The sequence below is a fragment of the Ruegeria sp. MALMAid1280 genome (assembly GCF_049195285.1).
Taxonomy (GTDB): Bacteria; Pseudomonadota; Alphaproteobacteria; order Rhodobacterales; family Rhodobacteraceae; genus Ruegeria.
The window spans coordinates 30835-45581 of record NZ_JBMIRT010000057.1; the positions used below are offsets into that span (position 1 = coordinate 30835).

11 protein-coding genes are annotated in these 14747 nt (G+C 58.9%); 7 read left to right on the plus strand and 4 right to left on the minus strand.

The genetic code is table 11. The features are described 5' to 3' along the window. The first annotated feature begins 53 nt into the window (after positions 1-53). The 3 genes from ACOQFT_RS15885 (at position 54) to ACOQFT_RS15895 (ending at position 4217) form a co-directional block, all read left to right on the plus strand. Positions 54-1634: an FMN-binding glutamate synthase family protein gene (locus tag ACOQFT_RS15885; RefSeq protein WP_421598865.1), complete on the plus strand. Its 1581-nt coding sequence runs from the start codon at positions 54-56 to the stop codon at positions 1632-1634. 61 nt (positions 1635-1695) lie between these two features. After that, entirely contained in the window at positions 1696-2235 is a 540-nt protein-coding gene (locus tag ACOQFT_RS15890; RefSeq protein WP_421598866.1) for an RNA polymerase sigma factor, read from the plus strand. A 128-nt stretch (positions 2236-2363) separates the two neighbouring features. Next, positions 2364-4217 carry a vWA domain-containing protein gene (locus ACOQFT_RS15895; protein ID WP_421599048.1) on the plus strand — a complete coding sequence of 618 codons (1854 nt, stop codon included), beginning with the start codon at positions 2364-2366 and terminating at the stop codon, positions 4215-4217. Between the two features lie 48 nt (positions 4218-4265). Here ACOQFT_RS15895 and ACOQFT_RS15900 read toward each other — a convergent pair whose 3' ends face one another. Genes ACOQFT_RS15900 through ACOQFT_RS15915 form a run of 4 tightly spaced genes read right to left on the minus strand, consistent with a single transcriptional unit; the run spans position 4266 to position 8164 of the window. Next, positions 4266-4916, minus strand: a complete 651-nt coding sequence (locus ACOQFT_RS15900) for an ABC-type transport auxiliary lipoprotein family protein (protein WP_421598868.1) — start codon at positions 4914-4916, stop codon at positions 4266-4268. Beyond that, entirely contained in the window at positions 4913-6229 is a 1317-nt protein-coding gene (locus ACOQFT_RS15905; RefSeq protein WP_421598869.1) for an MlaD family protein, read from the minus strand. Before ACOQFT_RS15905 ends, ACOQFT_RS15900 begins: the two co-directional genes overlap by 4 nt. Before the next feature lie 5 nt (positions 6230-6234). Continuing rightward, a complete protein-coding gene (locus ACOQFT_RS15910) occupies positions 6235-7050 on the minus strand; it encodes an ABC transporter ATP-binding protein (protein ID WP_421598870.1) in 816 nt (271 codons plus the stop codon). A gap of 1 nt (position 7051) precedes the next feature. Then, on the minus strand, positions 7052-8164 hold the full coding sequence (locus ACOQFT_RS15915) for an ABC transporter permease (RefSeq protein WP_421598871.1): 1113 nt from the start codon (positions 8162-8164) through the stop codon (positions 7052-7054). A gap of 274 nt (positions 8165-8438) precedes the next feature. On the opposite strand from ACOQFT_RS15915, the gene ACOQFT_RS15920 reads away from it, so the two are divergent. The 4 genes from ACOQFT_RS15920 to ACOQFT_RS15935 all read left to right on the plus strand — a co-directional run bounded on the left by ACOQFT_RS15920 (position 8439) and on the right by ACOQFT_RS15935 (position 14715). Continuing rightward, on the plus strand, positions 8439-9971 hold the full coding sequence (locus tag ACOQFT_RS15920; RefSeq protein ID WP_421598872.1) for a sulfatase-like hydrolase/transferase: 1533 nt from the start codon (positions 8439-8441) through the stop codon (positions 9969-9971). Between the two features lie 75 nt (positions 9972-10046). Next, on the plus strand, positions 10047-11942 hold the full coding sequence (locus ACOQFT_RS15925; RefSeq protein WP_421598873.1) for a PAS-domain containing protein: 1896 nt from the start codon (positions 10047-10049) through the stop codon (positions 11940-11942). Continuing rightward, the gene (locus ACOQFT_RS15930) at positions 11942-12643 is read left to right on the plus strand and encodes a response regulator transcription factor (protein ID WP_170446807.1); all 702 of its coding nucleotides are present in this window, start codon (positions 11942-11944) and stop codon (positions 12641-12643) included. Before ACOQFT_RS15925 ends, ACOQFT_RS15930 begins: the two co-directional genes overlap by 1 nt. A gap of 284 nt (positions 12644-12927) precedes the next feature. Next, on the plus strand, positions 12928-14715 hold the full coding sequence (locus tag ACOQFT_RS15935; protein WP_421598874.1) for an ABC transporter ATP-binding protein: 1788 nt from the start codon (positions 12928-12930) through the stop codon (positions 14713-14715). Positions 14716-14747: the final 32 nt, after the last annotated feature.

Sequence of the window (14747 nt, forward strand, 5' to 3'; positions counted from 1 at the left end):
TTGATCCACGGTTGCTACAAGGTTGATTTGGCAGCACGTTGGGAGAGCACGAAATGATTGTACGCAGACTCTATTACATTCTGAGCTACGTGTGTCTGCCTCTGACCTTGCTGTGGGGTTTTTTCTGGCCGCCGGCCCATTGGTTGCTGGTGATCCTGATCCCCTATGCCGTGGTTGGTCTGTATGACATGCTGACCACCAAGCACAACGTGCTGAACAACTACCCGGTTCTGGGCCATTTCCGGTACATGCTGGAATTCGTCAGCCCGGAAATCCGGCAGTATTTCGTGGAGACCAACGAAAGCGGGCGTCCTTACAACCGGATCATTCGCAGCCTGGTTTATTCTCGGGCCAAAGGGCAGGTGGATACGCAGGCCTTTGGCACGCAATACGATATCCTGACTGTGGGGTATCACCGCGCCAATCACTCGCTTGCGCCCAAGGAGGTTCCGGAAAGCGAAGAACGGATCATGTTGGGTGGTCCGCAATGCAGCAAACCCTACAGCGCCTCGCGTCTGAACGTTTCGGCCATGAGCTTCGGTGCGCTTAGCGCCAATGCGATCCGGGCGCTGAATGGCGGTGCCAAGGATGGCGGCTTTGCGCATAACACCGGCGAGGGCGGCCTGTCCCCGCACCATCTGGCCGAAGGTGGCGATATCATCTGGCAGATCGGCACCGGGTATTTCGGCTGCCGCACACCGGAAGGAGGGTTCGACAAGGACTTGTTCGCTGAAAGGGCCAAAAAGGACGTGGTCAAAGCGATTGAGATCAAACTGTCGCAAGGCGCGAAACCCTCCCACGGTGGGGTGCTGCCTGCGGCCAAGGTCGACAAGGAAATCGCGGAAATCCGTGGCGTGCCCGAGCATCAGGATGTTATCTCTCCGCCCATACACTCGGCCTTTGAAGGGCCGACCGGCTTGTTGCATTTCGTGCAACATCTACGAGAGATGTCGGACGGCAAACCCATCGGGTTCAAGCTGTGTATTGGCAGACCGTCCGAGTTCATGGCGATCTGCAAGGCGATGTTGGAAACCGGCATTCTGCCCGATTTCATCACAATCGACGGCGCCGAGGGCGGCACCGGCGCGGCACCGGTCGAGTTCACCAACCGTCTCGGGATGCCGCTGAACGAGGCGCTGATCTTCGCCAACAACTGCCTGCGCGGCGTGGGCCTGCGCGACAAGATCAGGATCATTTGTTCGGGCAAGGTGGCCACCGGCTATGATATGGTCGAGAAATTCGCGCTTGGCGCCGATATGTGCAACGCCGCGCGGGCGATGATGTTCGCGGTTGGTTGCATTCAGGCGCTGCACTGCAACACCAATCGCTGCCCCTCGGGCGTGGCGACGCAGGATCCGATCCGTGGACGCGCGGTACACGTGCCGCAAAAACGCAAACGGGTTCATCGTTTTCACGACGCTACACTCGAGAGCTTTCGCGAACTTCTGGGTGCCATGGGCAAGGACAAGGTCTCGGACCTGCGCCCGGGCGATATTCGCCGCCGTACGGCGAATGAACGGGAATGGTCCTATGCCGATCTCTACACGTTCATCGACGAAGGTGTTCTGCTGACGGACGCGATCCCGGATGAGTTTGCAACGGACTGGAAAATGGCCTCGGCGGATCATTTCTGATTTTTTTCACTATGCCGCCAAGGATTGACCTTTCCGATCCGTCATACCCATCGTGATGCGCATGACAACATCGGATGAGGACCTGGCCAAAGCCGCCGCAAAAGGGGACGCTGACGCGTTTGCTGCCCTGTTGGCGCGGCATTATGATCGGGTTTTCCGTCTGGCCTTTCGCCTTACCGGGCGGGCCGATCAGGCCGAGGACCTGACGCAAGATATCTGCGCGGCCCTTCCAGCCAAGATCGCCGGGTTCCGGGCACAGGCCAAATTCACCACCTGGCTGTACCGGGTTGTCGTCAATGCCGCCGAAGACGCGCGCCGTCGTCGGGCCAGCCACAGCCGCGCTGCTGCGGGATGGGGTGATGTCGAACAGATGCGGCGGGCCGAAGCTGCGGAAACCGCCGAAGCAGTCGATTGGCTGCAACGGGCCATGCGATCCCTGCCGCAGGATTTGCAGGACACGCTGGCCCTGACGCTGGAAGACGAAATGACCCATGCCGAAGCCGCCGAAGTGCTGGGCGTGTCCGAAGGCACGGTGTCCTGGCGTATGTCGGATATCCGCAAGCGCTTGCGTGTGCTGCGGCAAGAGGAGCTGGCCCCATGACAGACGATCTTGAAGACCTCAAAACCCTGATGGACGCCGCGACCCCCGCGCCGGGCGCGCAGCGGCGGGCAGAAAATCTGCAACAGGCGCAAAAAGTTTTCGCCCACGCCCAAGGATCGCGCGCCGACATGCGTCCGACTGTCAAGCGAGGCCTGATGGCCCGCATGACAGAAGGAGCGAAATCCATGTTGAATGCCCTCTCGCACCGCGGTGCTTTGACCGCGACAACCGCAATCGCCGCTGTGGCTCTGGTCGTGATCCTGCCGCAGACCCGCGATTACGTGGTGAACCCGACATCCTGGACCGAATCCCGCCGGGCCGAGGCACCGGTTCAAACGATGGAAGCAGATCAGGAGGCTGCGGTTGAACACGATCCGTTGCAGGATGCTTTGGCGGAGCCGGTGGTTGAAGCGCCAGAGATGATTGAAGCACCTGCCGCGCCGGCACCGCGCACCCGTGCTTTGAACAAACAGCAGGAAAGTAGCCTGGGTGCCACCACAGAGCCATTGGCGCGTGCTGAATTGTACGGCGGCACGGCCTCAATGGCGCCCGCAGCGGTTCAGGACAATCTTCTTTTAGTCCCCGAACAGAACACTGAAACCTTCGCCAATGCCGACACCAACCCGCTGAAGGTCACGGCCGAAGACCCGGTATCGACCTTCTCGATTGACGTCGATACCGCCTCTTTTTCGATCATACGGTCTTCGCTGATGCAGGGCCATTTGCCGCCGAAAGACGCGGTGCGGGTGGAAGAGATGGTGAACTATTTCCCCTACAGCTATCCCGCGCCCGAAGGGGATGCACCGTTCCGCCCGACCATTACCGTTTCTCCAACGCCGTGGAACGAGGGCACGCAACTGGTCCATATCGGCATTCAGGGGGCGCTTCCGCAGGTCGAAGATCGCCCGCCGCTGAACCTCGTCTTTCTGATCGACACCTCGGGGTCGATGCAGGATGCGAACAAACTGCCATTGCTGAAACAGTCCTTCCGCCTGTTGCTGTCGGAACTGCGGCCCGAGGATCAGGTCTCGATCGTCACTTACGCGGGCAGCGCCGGGCAGGTGCTGGAGCCGACGGCGGCGGCGGAGAAAACCAAGATCCTGACTGCGCTGGATCAGTTGCAGGCCGGTGGCTCGACGGCTGGGCAGGCCGGGCTGCAACAAGCCTATCAGGTGGCGGAAAGCATGGCGAAGGATGGTGAAGTAACCCGCGTCATTCTGGCCACCGATGGGGATTTCAATGTCGGCCTGTCGGATCCAGACGCCTTGAAAGACTTCATCGCCCGCAAACGAGACAGCGGTACCTTCCTGAGCGTTCTCGGCTTTGGCCGCGGCAATCTGGATGATGCGACCATGCAGGCGCTGGCGCAGAACGGCAACGGGCAGGCGGCCTATATCGATACGCTGGGCGAGGCGCGCAAAGTGCTGGTCGATCAGCTGACCGGTGCCCTGTTCCCGATTGCCAATGACGTAAAAATTCAGGTCGAATTCAACCCGGCGCAAATCGCCGAATATCGCCTGATCGGATATGAAACCCGTGCCCTGCGGCGCGAGGATTTCTCGAACGACAAGGTGGATGCTGGCGACATCGGCGCCGGTCATACGGTGACGGCGATCTACGAGGTAACGCCCGTGGGCTCGGATGCAATCCGAAATGGTCCGCTGCGCTATGCCGAACAATCGGCATCCGATGGGTCCGATGAGATCGGGTTCTTCAAGATGCGCTACAAACAGCCCGGAGCGTCCGAAAGCCAGTTGATTGAAGAACCGATCCTGCCGGGGCAGGGACAGCCGACCGGGGATGTCCGGTTCTCATATGCCATCGCAGGGTTTGGCCAGTTGCTGCGTGGCGGGGAATATCTGGGCGATTGGTCTTATGAGGATGCAATCGCCTTGGCCAATGGCGCCAAGGGCCAGGACCCGTTCGGCTACCGGGCCGAGGCCGTCACTCTGATGCGACTGGCCGAAACGCTGGCGCAATAACTTTGGCTTCTGGGTGCTGGCATCTGTCAGCGCCCAGTTCGCCGAGCCCTAGAACTGTCGCGGAGTGTTGGCGGTGTGAGTGTTGATTCTACGCACGCTCCATTCCACTGCATCCCGCATGGTTTTGCCAAGCGCCTCGTCAAAAGCCTTAACCAGATCCGGTGTCTGATCGCTGGCCGCGATCACGTATTCCTGAAACGAGTCCGAGGCGATGATCTTGTCTTCGAACTCGTCGATGATCTTGATGTTGATGCGCACTTCCACCCGGATGGTTTGTTTGCCGTCAACATCATTGATTACTATTCCTTGAAATTCCCGCAGGTCGGGCACGATGACGTAATCCGCACGCAGACCAACAGTGGATCGGCCAACGGCGGCGACCTTGCCACTGTTTTCATAGCTTTCGACCAGCAGTGCCTGCACGATCAGCGGGGCCCGGTCCACCCAGCGTGCGCGCGGCAGGTACTGAACCTGCAACGGCGTGGGTTGGATGGCGATCTGATCGGTGTTGACCGCAGCCGTAGCCGTCGGCTCCTGCACCACGATCTGCCTCTGAACGCGCGGCAAGGACGCAGAAAACGTGCTTTTAGGCGTCAGCAGGTACAGATCGTTTGGCTTGGACGCCTGCCGCAGCGTTCCCAGGCCCGCGCACCCCCCCAGCGACACAAGGGCAAGACCCAAAAGAAGAAACCTGATCATTGACGAAACTCCGATGCCTGGGTTCCAAGTAGGAAGCGCGCGGGGTCACGTTCGACCTTGTCCACCAGCCGATCCAGGCTGATGACCAGACGCTGTGACTCTTCGACAAAACGTGTGAACTGGGGCAGGCCGACCCGCAGAAAGTCCGACAATTGGCGGCGGTTGGCCTGCACGATGCCGTCGATGGTGCCCAACAGCTCTGAGGCGGATTGGGAGGCGCTGAGGATATCGGCCGAGATATCGTCGAGCCGCTTGGTGACGTTTTTCACGGTCGACGACACTTCGTTCGCCGCAGTGCGGATGTCATTCATAACCGTACCGACATCTTCGTTTATGACCTTGTTGGCCGAGTCAAAGGCGCGCTCTGCCGAGGTCAGGGTACCTTTTGCGGTCTCCATCGTGCCGGTGATCGACCCCAGGGTCTTGTTGGCATTCAGGAAGGTTTCCGAGATCGTTGCCAGGGCCACGTCAGCCTCACCCGAAAGGCCGTTCAGGTTATCGGCCAATGTCGTCACCCGCTCGATCAGCGGGCGGATATCTTGCTGAATGACGCGGTCGGCGGTTTCGATGGTGGTTTTGGCGCTGTCCAGCGCGGCCGTTGCGGATTCCGAGGCTGATTTCACGCTGTTCAGCGTGTCCGTGCCTGCGGTCAGAGTGCTTTCGGCGGTATCCGCCAACTTGTCCAGCCGATCCGTAAAATCGCCAAGCTTCTTGGCTGCGCCGCCCAGATCCGTTGACAGGTTCTCAAAATCCGTGAGTGTCTTGTTCAGCTTGCCGGACGCCGAGGCGACGTTGTCCAGGATGTCGCTGACCGACTTTCGGTTCTTGTCATCGACCACGGCATTGAGGTTTTCCAACAAGGTGACGGCCTCGTCCAACACTTTCGGCGCGCCTTCGAACAGCGACTGGATCGCACTGCGTTTGCTTTTGATTACGCTGTTTTCCGGCAATTTGGTGCCGCTGGCCGATCCACCGGTCAGTTCGACATAGCTGACGCCCGTTACGCCCAGGGATTGCAGCTGTGCGATTGTATCATCGGTTACCGGGATATCGGCGTCGACCTCAAGTTTGACCCGCACCTTAGACGGATCTTCATCGTCCAGTTGCAGTGAAATCACTTGTCCAACCGGCAGGCCATTATAGCTGACACCGCCCGCAGCCGACAGGCCCGAGACATTGTCGAACAGCACGTCATAATAGGCGTATTGCCGCGAGACTTCGAACTTGGCGAGCCACAGGAAAAAGCCAAATGCGCCAAGGATCCCCGCAAGGGTGAAGGCGCCGATCAGGATATAATTCGCTCGGGTTTCCATTGCCTCTACCTGTCCTGCCCCTTCTCTTGCGCTGCGCGCGCCCGGGGGCCGGTGAAGTATTCCTGCACCCAAGGATGATCGACTTTGGTCATTTCTTCAATCGGACCTTCGACCAGAACGCGTTTTTCCGCAAGAACCGCGATGCGGTCGCAAATGGCATAAAGGCTGTCCAGATCATGCGTGACCATGAACACGGTCAGCCCCAGCGCGTGCTGCAATTCTCCGATCAACTCGTCATAGGCCGCAGCCCCGATCGGGTCCAACCCGGCGGTGGGTTCGTCCAGAAACACGATCTCGGGGTCGAGCGCCAAAGCGCGGGCCAGCGCTGCGCGTTTGCGCATCCCGCCGGACAGTTCCGAGGGGAATTTACCACAGCTCAGTTGCGGCAGGCCAACAAGGCTGATTTTCAGGCTGCCCAGGGCCTGCATCAGCCTTTCGCTGATCCCGGTATGTTCGCGCAGCGGCGCCATGACATTCTGCAAAACAGTCAGCGAGGAAAACAGCGCACCATCCTGAAACGCAACACCCCAGCGTTTCTCAATGCGACGACGTTCCTGTTCCGGGCCATTCAGCACGTCGACGCCCAGCACCTCGATACTGCCGGCGGCGGGTTTGTTCAGCCCGACAATCGTCCGCAGCAGCACCGATTTGCCGGTACCCGAGCCGCCAACGATGCCCAGCACCTCGCCGCGCCAGACATCCAGATTGAGGTTTTCATGCACGACCTGTGGTCCGAACCGGTTGGTCAGGTTGCGCACGCGGATCACCGCCTCTCGCTGGGCGTTGGTGTCCGAGGTCTGTTCCAGCACGGTTCCGTCCATGTCAGACATCCAACGCCGAGAAGAAGATCGAGAACAGAGCGTCCAGCGCGATGACCATGAAGATGGCCTGCACCACGGATGCGGTCGTTCTCTGGCCGACACTCTGCGCTGATCCCTTGACCTGCATTGCCTGCCAGCAGGCGATAACCCCGATCACCAGCGCAAAGAACGGGGCTTTGATCATACCGACGGCAAAATGCCAGATACCGGTGCTTTCCTTCAAACGGGTCACGAACATGCCGGGGCTGATGTCAAGATCGATCCAGCTCATCAAGCCGCCACCGAACAGGGCGGCCATATCGGAAATGAATCCAAGGATCGGCAGCATGATCAACAGGGCAACGACCCGCGGAATGACCAACACTTCGATTGGATCCAGACCCAGCGTGCGCATGGCGTCGATTTCTTCCTGCACTTTCATCGAGCCGATCGAGGCGGTGAAGGCCGAGCCGGACCGACCCGCAACAATGATGGCCGTCAGCAAAATGCCCAACTCACGCAGAACCGAGATCGAGATCAGCTCGACGACAAAAATCTCGGCCCCGAATTGTTTCAGCTGAGTTGCTCCCTGAAAGGCCAGCACGACACCGATCAGGAACCCCATCAGGGCCACAATCGGGATCGCCTTGAACCCGACTTCTTCCATCTGTGACACCAGCGCCGCGCGGCGCAGCCGCCATGGCATGACGACGGTGCGGACAAGGCGGTGCAGCGTCAGACCCAGAAAACCCAACATCGAAAGAGTGTCTTTCCATGCCCCGACCGTACGCTTGCCAATGCTGGCGACCCAGTCAACAAAGCTGCGGTGCTCGGCCTCGATCCCCGGATCGTCGGGTATGTTTTCAGCCACGGTGTCAAGTAGTGCGGAATGCGCGGGGCTCAGCCCTTCATACCTGACCTCGGCCCCGACGGTGCGCACCCGGCGCGCCAGATCGGCAATCAGCCAAGCACCACCTGTATCCAGCGCCTCGACCTTGGACAGGTCAAAGGTGACCTTGCTTCCTTGCGGTTTAATAGCCGCAAACGCCTGTTCCACCTTCTCCAGAGACTGAGTCAGCATTTCGCCCGAAATACGCAGGCAGACGCCGTCGGCGTCAGGGTCCGAATGTATCATGGGCTGCGTCATGGCCGTATGAGATGTGAAACCGGGTAGCGCTGCAACGGATTTCTGCGCACCACCGGGAATTGTCGCCGCACAATAGCAGCAGTGTGACAATTTCGGATCGACCGGGCCTCGGCGCGGCGGATTGCGCGCATCAACCCTGCTTTTCGTTTAAGTTCAGTTTTTTATGCCTGATCAAAACCCAACGTCACGAAGTGGTTGCGGAAGGGGCGAACCGCGACAAAGATCACATCTGAAACGCCTCGGTGGAATCAGGTTACGTAACATGCAAAAACCCGGAAATGTCCTGTTCGTCATCATCGATCAGTTGCGAGCGGATTGCCTGAATGGGGCCCTTGCGGCCCATGTCGATCTGCCCAACCTGCGCGCGTTCATGGCTGAGGCCGTGACGTTTGATCGGCACTTTTCAGTGACCAACCCTTGCGGGCCGTCGCGTGCCTCGATCCTGACGGGGCAGTATGCGATGAACCACCGGTCAATTCGCAACGGTACGCCGTTGCGGCACGACACGCCGAATATCGCGACCGAGATGCGCAAGGCCGGCTACCTGCCCATGTTGTACGGCTACACCGATACCTCGGCCGATCCACGCGTTTTCGATCCGGGTGATCCGATCCTGAAATCCTATGAAAACCCGATGGCCGGGTTTCACGAGGTCATCGAGATGCGGCTGGAGGAATCCTATCCCTGGCGGTCTTATCTGATACAAAAGGGGTACGAGTTCGACGAATATTGGGACGTATTCAAACCGGTTTCGCCAAAGGGTGGTACCCCGCGTCTGAACGACCCGGCCTTGTACCGGGCCGAGGACAGCGACACCGCCTTTCTGACCGACGCGTTCCTCAGCAGCATGGCGCCGTTCAAGGATCAGAGCTGGTTTGCGCATCTGACCTATATCCGGCCGCATCCGCCTCTGGTTGCCCCGGCGCCCTACAATGACATGTATGATCCTGGTGCTTTGCTTATGCCAGCCGGGTTTGCAGACATAGCCGACGAACGCGCGATGCATCCCTTCTTTGGCCCGGCGATGGAAAAACAGTCGGCGAAGGATTTCGTCGAAGGGTTCGATACCTTGGACCCGACACCCGAAAACGTTCGGATGTTACGCTCGGTCTATCTGGGACTGGCGACCGAGGTGGATCATCATGTCGGCCGTGTCATCCAGTTCCTCAAGGACAGCGGTCAATATGACGATACCCTGCTGGTGATCACCGCCGACCATGGAGAGATGCTTGGCGATCGCCACACCTGGGGCAAGATGACAGTCTATGACGCGGCCTATCATACGCCGTTGATGATCCGGATGCCCGGCAATCAGGATCAGGCCGGAACCGTGGTGACGGCGCCGACAGAGTCCATCGACATCACCCCGACGATACTGGACTGGACCGGGTTGCCTATTCCGAACGCGATGGACGGGCGGTCCCTGATGCCGTTGCTGCAAGGAGAGGTCCCGGAGGATTGGCGCAGCTATTCGTTCAGTGAACTGGATTTCTCGGCCCCCGAAAAACCCAGCTTGTGGCAACAGCATCTCGGTACGGGCAACAGCGACTCGTGTCTGGGTATCCTGCGGGACGAGCGGTTCACTCTGGTCGAGTTCGCCGCCGACCTGCCGCCGCTTTTGTTCGATCAACAGGGTAAAGGCGAAATGGAGAACGTTGCGGAAAACCCTGACTATGCCACGGACCTTGCACGCCTGGGTCGGATGATGCTGCGGCACCGGATGCGCAATATGGATCATACGCTGTCATTGTGCTCTCTCACGCCGGACGGGGCGAAGACCAAACCGCGATACTAGCCCAATCTGTCGCGTCCGTGCCCTCTACACCTGTGACAAATCCGGTGTTACGCATGTGTTAAGGAGAGGGCAAATTTGGACATTACCGAACAGCACATAAAAGAGATGACGACCGCCGGTCTGAACCTGATCGGGCAGGCATTGTCGATTTATGACAGTCAGTTGCGGTTGGTTGTCAGCAACCGGCCGTTTCAGGCAATGTTCGAATTGCCGGATGAACTGGTCCAGCCGGGGGCACGGTTCCGGGACACGATCCGCTATCTGGCGGCGCGTGGCGAATACGGCGCTGACGCAGATGTCGAGGCCATCGTGGATTTGCGGGTCCAACAGGCGCTGACGTTTGAGCCGCACTATATGGAACGTGTCCGGGCCGACGGACGGGTGATTTCGGTCGAAGGGGCGCCGCTGCCCAAAGGCGGCTGGGTTTCGGTCTACACCGATATCACCAACACCAAACAGGCCGAGGCCCTGCTGCGCGCCCGGTCCGAGGAATTGTCGGGTCAGTTGCTGGACCGGGCCGAAGAGCTTTCGGCCACCAACCGAAAACTCGCCGCCACCAACTCTGCGCTGGAAGAGGCCAAGCGCCAGCTGACCGAGATCGAAGCCCGCACGCGCATGACGACCGAGATGATGCCGGCCCATATTGCGCATCTGGATCCGGACTGGCGGTATGATTATTCGAACCGGCGTCTCAGCTCGGTTATGCCGGGCCGCCCGTCAGAAATTCTGGGCATGCATGTTTCTCAGGCTTTGGGGGCTGTGGCCTTCCCGCGCGTCGAACCCCATCTGAAAAAAGCCTATGGCGGCGAAGCCTCGGTGTTCGAGTTTACAGAAGATCAGGATTCCCGCCGTATCCGCGTGTCGTTCTCTCCGGATGGCGAAGGCGGCGTCTATGTGATGTCGGTCGACATCACCGAGGAAACCCAGGCGCGCGTTGCCCTGCAACAGACCCGACGCCGGGCCATGGCGGCGCAGATGACCAGCGGGCTGGCGCATGACTTTTCCAACCTGCTGACGATCATTCTGGGGATGCAGTCGCGGCTGGAAAAGATGGACTTGTCCGCCGAGGCGCGGGAATTGGTGGCTGCCACCCAGCAGACCGCCCGTCGAGGCGGTCAGTTGCTGAACAGGATCGCGGACATGACTGGCAACCGCACCTTTCAGCCGAAAGCGACCGATATGCGCGGATTGCTCGAGGACCTGCGTGTTCTGGCCTCGCCCTCCCTGCCGCGTGGCGTGGGGTTGTCGGTGGTGAACACACTGCCCGACGAGGCGTTGATGCTGGATCCGGGCATGGTTCAGGATGCTCTGCTGAATCTGGTGCTGAACGCGCGCGATGCTTGCGGCGGGTCCGGTCAGATCACCATCAGCGCGCATAAGATCGGCGATATCTGGATCGAGATCGCGGTTTCGGACACCGGCTCGGGCTTTTCCAAGGAAGGGTTGGAAAAGGCGCTGAACCCGTTCTTTACCACCAAAGGCAGCAAGGGGTCGGGGCTGGGCCTGCCCATGGTCTATGATACCGTAAAACTTGCGGGCGGAGATCTGAATCTGCGCAATACCCCTTCGGGCGCGACGGTGGCCATGCGTTTGCCCTATCGCCCGGCGCCGCCGATACAGGAAGGTCTGGTTTTGCTGGTCGAGGACAGTGACGACCTGCGTTGGCAGTTCCGGGAAATGCTGGTCGACCTCGGGTTTTCGGTGATCGAGGCGACGTCGGCCGATGAAGCGCTGGCGCTGACGGCGGATATCGACGATATCGTGTTTGTGCTGTCGGACATTCGGCTGGAGGGGCAGGGGACAGGGCTGGATTTGTTGGCGCAACTGAAGCCTGCGCTGCCGTGCATTCTGATGACCTCTTTGCCCTATTCCGATCCGCTGCATCGGCAGGCGCTGACGCTGGCTCCGGTGCTGAGCAAACCGTTTACCCGGGCGCAACTGTCCGCCCTGATCAGAACCGAGGCCGCCTGATGACACAACCGCTGGTCACTATTGTTGATGATGAACCCGAAATCCGGCGTGTTCTGACCGATGCGCTGGAAGAGGCGGGGTTTCGCACCCAGTGCTTCGCCCGGGCTCGGGAATTCGAAGCTGCGTTGAAACGCGTGACACCGGATGTGTGCCTGGTCGATCTTTCCCTGCCCGATACCGACGGTCTGGCGCTTGTCCATCGGTTGGCGCTGGAACAGGGGGCGGCGGTGATCATCATCTCGGGTCGGGCTCAGGTGCAGGATCGCGTCACCGGGCTGGAACTTGGGGCCGATGACTATATAACCAAACCGTTCGACCCCGCCGAGGTCGTGGCCCGCATCCGGGCCAGGTTGCGGTCCCCGCGCACGCAGGTGTCGCAATCGGACGTGGCGCGTTTCAATGGCTGGATCGCGCATTTTGACCGCTATGTGTTGGAAGACGGCAGCGGCGCGGAAACACCGTTCAGCCATGCGGAAGGCGAAGTTTTGCGGCTGTTTCTGGAAAGCCCCAAACGCCTGATCAGCCGGGCGCAGATGCAAGAAGCACTGGGCGGTGCCGCAGGTGACAGTTTCGACCGGGCGATGGATGTGCGTATATCCCGGCTGCGGACAAAACTGGGCGAAGATCCCAAAAATCCGCGCCTTATCAAGACGATCTATGGGGCGGGATATATTTTCCTTGGGGATGTCGAGTGGCGATAAAACGCCGATCAATATCTGGGGCGGATGTTGTTATTGTTGCCACATTGATGAAATAGACAAGCAATTACATATTGTTACACGCAAACCAAACCGAAAAAGGTTGCTCCTGATGTCAACCGGGACACATCAGCTCCAATATCTGCGCGCTGCCTATGGATTCTTGGCGCAGTCGCGCATAACTAACAGCACCGCATCCGACCGTTGCCGCAATCGTGCGGTTTGGGATCGGGGTAAGACCGTGACGCTGTCAGGCATCGGAACCGCTGAGGGTTTTGGAGAATAGAATGATCAAAAAAACCTGGGCCAAATGGAAATCCGGTAATATTGGCCGCTTGCTGTTCGAAAGTCTCAGAAATCAGGGCTGGTTGTACGGGATCGCGATGGTGGCCATGGTCGGTGTTGCCGGAACAACGGCGGGTACCGCGTGGATGATGGAAAACATCGTCAACGCGATGACCGAACCAGAGATGCGATCCAAGGTCGCGCTGATCGCCGCCGCCGTGATTGGACTGTTTCTTGGCAAGGCGCTTGCTTCGTACATTCAGGCCGTCTTTCTGGCGCGCGCCGGCAACCGCATCATCGCTGTTCAACAAGAGCGTCTTTACGCCAAGCTGATCAAACGCGGGGTCGGCTTTTTCTCAAGAAACGAATCCTCGGGCCTGTTGCTGCGCGTGACACAGGGTGCGCAGGCGGCCAGGCGACTGGTTGATGTCGTCGTGACAAGCTTTGTGCGCGACCTGCTGACCTTGATCGGTCTGATATTTGTCATGATTTACCAGCAACCGATGCTATCGGTGCTGTTTTTCGTCGTCGGCCCGGTTGCGTTGATCAGCGTTCGCATGTTGCTGAAACGTGTCAAAGCGATCATGCAATCCGAGATGATGGCACTGTCCGAAATCATCAAGGTTCTGCAGGAAACGTCGGGCGGGATCACGATCATCAAAGTCTTTGCCCTTGAAAACCACATGACGAATCGCATGAACGGGGCCATACGGACGGTCGAGGAACGTGCAAACTCGATTTCCAAGCTGCAGTCGATCGCCAGTCCGTTGATGGAACTTCTGGCAGGTTTTGCGATTGCGGGCATTCTGGTGATCAGCACCATCGGCTTCGGTAGCAGCGAACCAACTTCGGCAGGTCAGCTGATGTCCTTTATCACAGCGTTGCTGATGGCTTACGAGCCCGCTAAACGCCTGTCGAAAATGCGTGTTATCATCGAAACCACCCTGGTCCCGATCAGCATGATGTTCGAGCTTCTGGACGAAGAAGATCAGATGCGGGAAAGCCCTGACGCCAAAACCCTGGTCACGGGGGCGGGTGAAATCCGTCTCAAGGATCTGACGTTTGGGTACAAAGGCGACACACCGGTGCTTTCGAATATGAACCTGACATTCGAGGCCGGCAAGACGACGGCTCTGGTCGGTCAGTCCGGCGGTGGTAAATCAACGATCTTCGGTCTGATCATGCGTTTCTATGATCCCGATTCCGGAACTGTTGAGATCGATGATCAGGACTTGCAGGGCGTGAGCTTTGCTTCACTACGCCAGAAGATTTCCTATGTAGGCCAGGATACATTTTTGTTTTCGTCCTCGGTTATGGATAACCTGAGATATGCGCGCCCGGATGCCACCGATGAAGAAGTGATGGAGGCCGCCCGCGCCGCCCATGCCCATGATTTCATCAGCAAACTGGAATATGGCTACGATACGCCTGTCGGAGAGAACGGGTCGTTCTTGTCCGGTGGGCAAAAACAACGTCTCGCCATCGCACGTGCAATTCTGCGCAAATCGGAAATTCTGTTGCTGGACGAGGCCACCAGTGCTCTTGACGCGGAATCCGAGACGCTTGTGAAAAAGGCATTGGACCGGCTGACCGAGAATGTGACCACGATTGTCATTGCCCACCGATTGTCGACCGTGCTTGAGGCGGACAAGATCGTCGTCATTCAGGCAGGCGAAGTTCTTGAAGAAGGCAATCTTGAAACCCTGATCGAGAAGGACGGGGTGTTCCGCCAGTTGTTCGACCATCAGTTCAAACAGCCAGCGTCCGAAGGGGTTTCCTCTTCGCAATAGCGTGTGGGCGCCACAGGGATGCAGTCGGCACA

Bases quoted from the DNA above. Each gene is read 5' to 3' on its own strand.
- ACOQFT_RS15885 (WP_421598865.1), top strand. From the start codon at position 54: ATGATTGTACGCAGACTCTATTACATTCTGAGCTACGTGTGTCTGCCT.
- ACOQFT_RS15890 (WP_421598866.1), top strand. From the start codon at position 1,696: ATGACAACATCGGATGAGGACCTGGCCAAAGCCGCCGCAAAAGGGGAC.
- ACOQFT_RS15895 (WP_421599048.1), top strand. From the start codon at position 2,364: ATGCGTCCGACTGTCAAGCGAGGCCTGATGGCCCGCATGACAGAAGGA.
- ACOQFT_RS15900 (WP_421598868.1), bottom strand. From the start codon at position 4,916: ATGATCAGGTTTCTTCTTTTGGGTCTTGCCCTTGTGTCGCTGGGGGGG.
- ACOQFT_RS15905 (WP_421598869.1), bottom strand. From the start codon at position 6,229: ATGGAAACCCGAGCGAATTATATCCTGATCGGCGCCTTCACCCTTGCG.
- ACOQFT_RS15910 (WP_421598870.1), bottom strand. From the start codon at position 7,050: ATGGACGGAACCGTGCTGGAACAGACCTCGGACACCAACGCCCAGCGA.
- ACOQFT_RS15915 (WP_421598871.1), bottom strand. From the start codon at position 8,164: ATGATACATTCGGACCCTGACGCCGACGGCGTCTGCCTGCGTATTTCG.
- ACOQFT_RS15920 (WP_421598872.1), top strand. From the start codon at position 8,439: ATGCAAAAACCCGGAAATGTCCTGTTCGTCATCATCGATCAGTTGCGA.
- ACOQFT_RS15930 (WP_170446807.1), top strand. From the start codon at position 11,942: ATGACACAACCGCTGGTCACTATTGTTGATGATGAACCCGAAATCCGG.
- ACOQFT_RS15935 (WP_421598874.1), top strand. From the start codon at position 12,928: ATGATCAAAAAAACCTGGGCCAAATGGAAATCCGGTAATATTGGCCGC.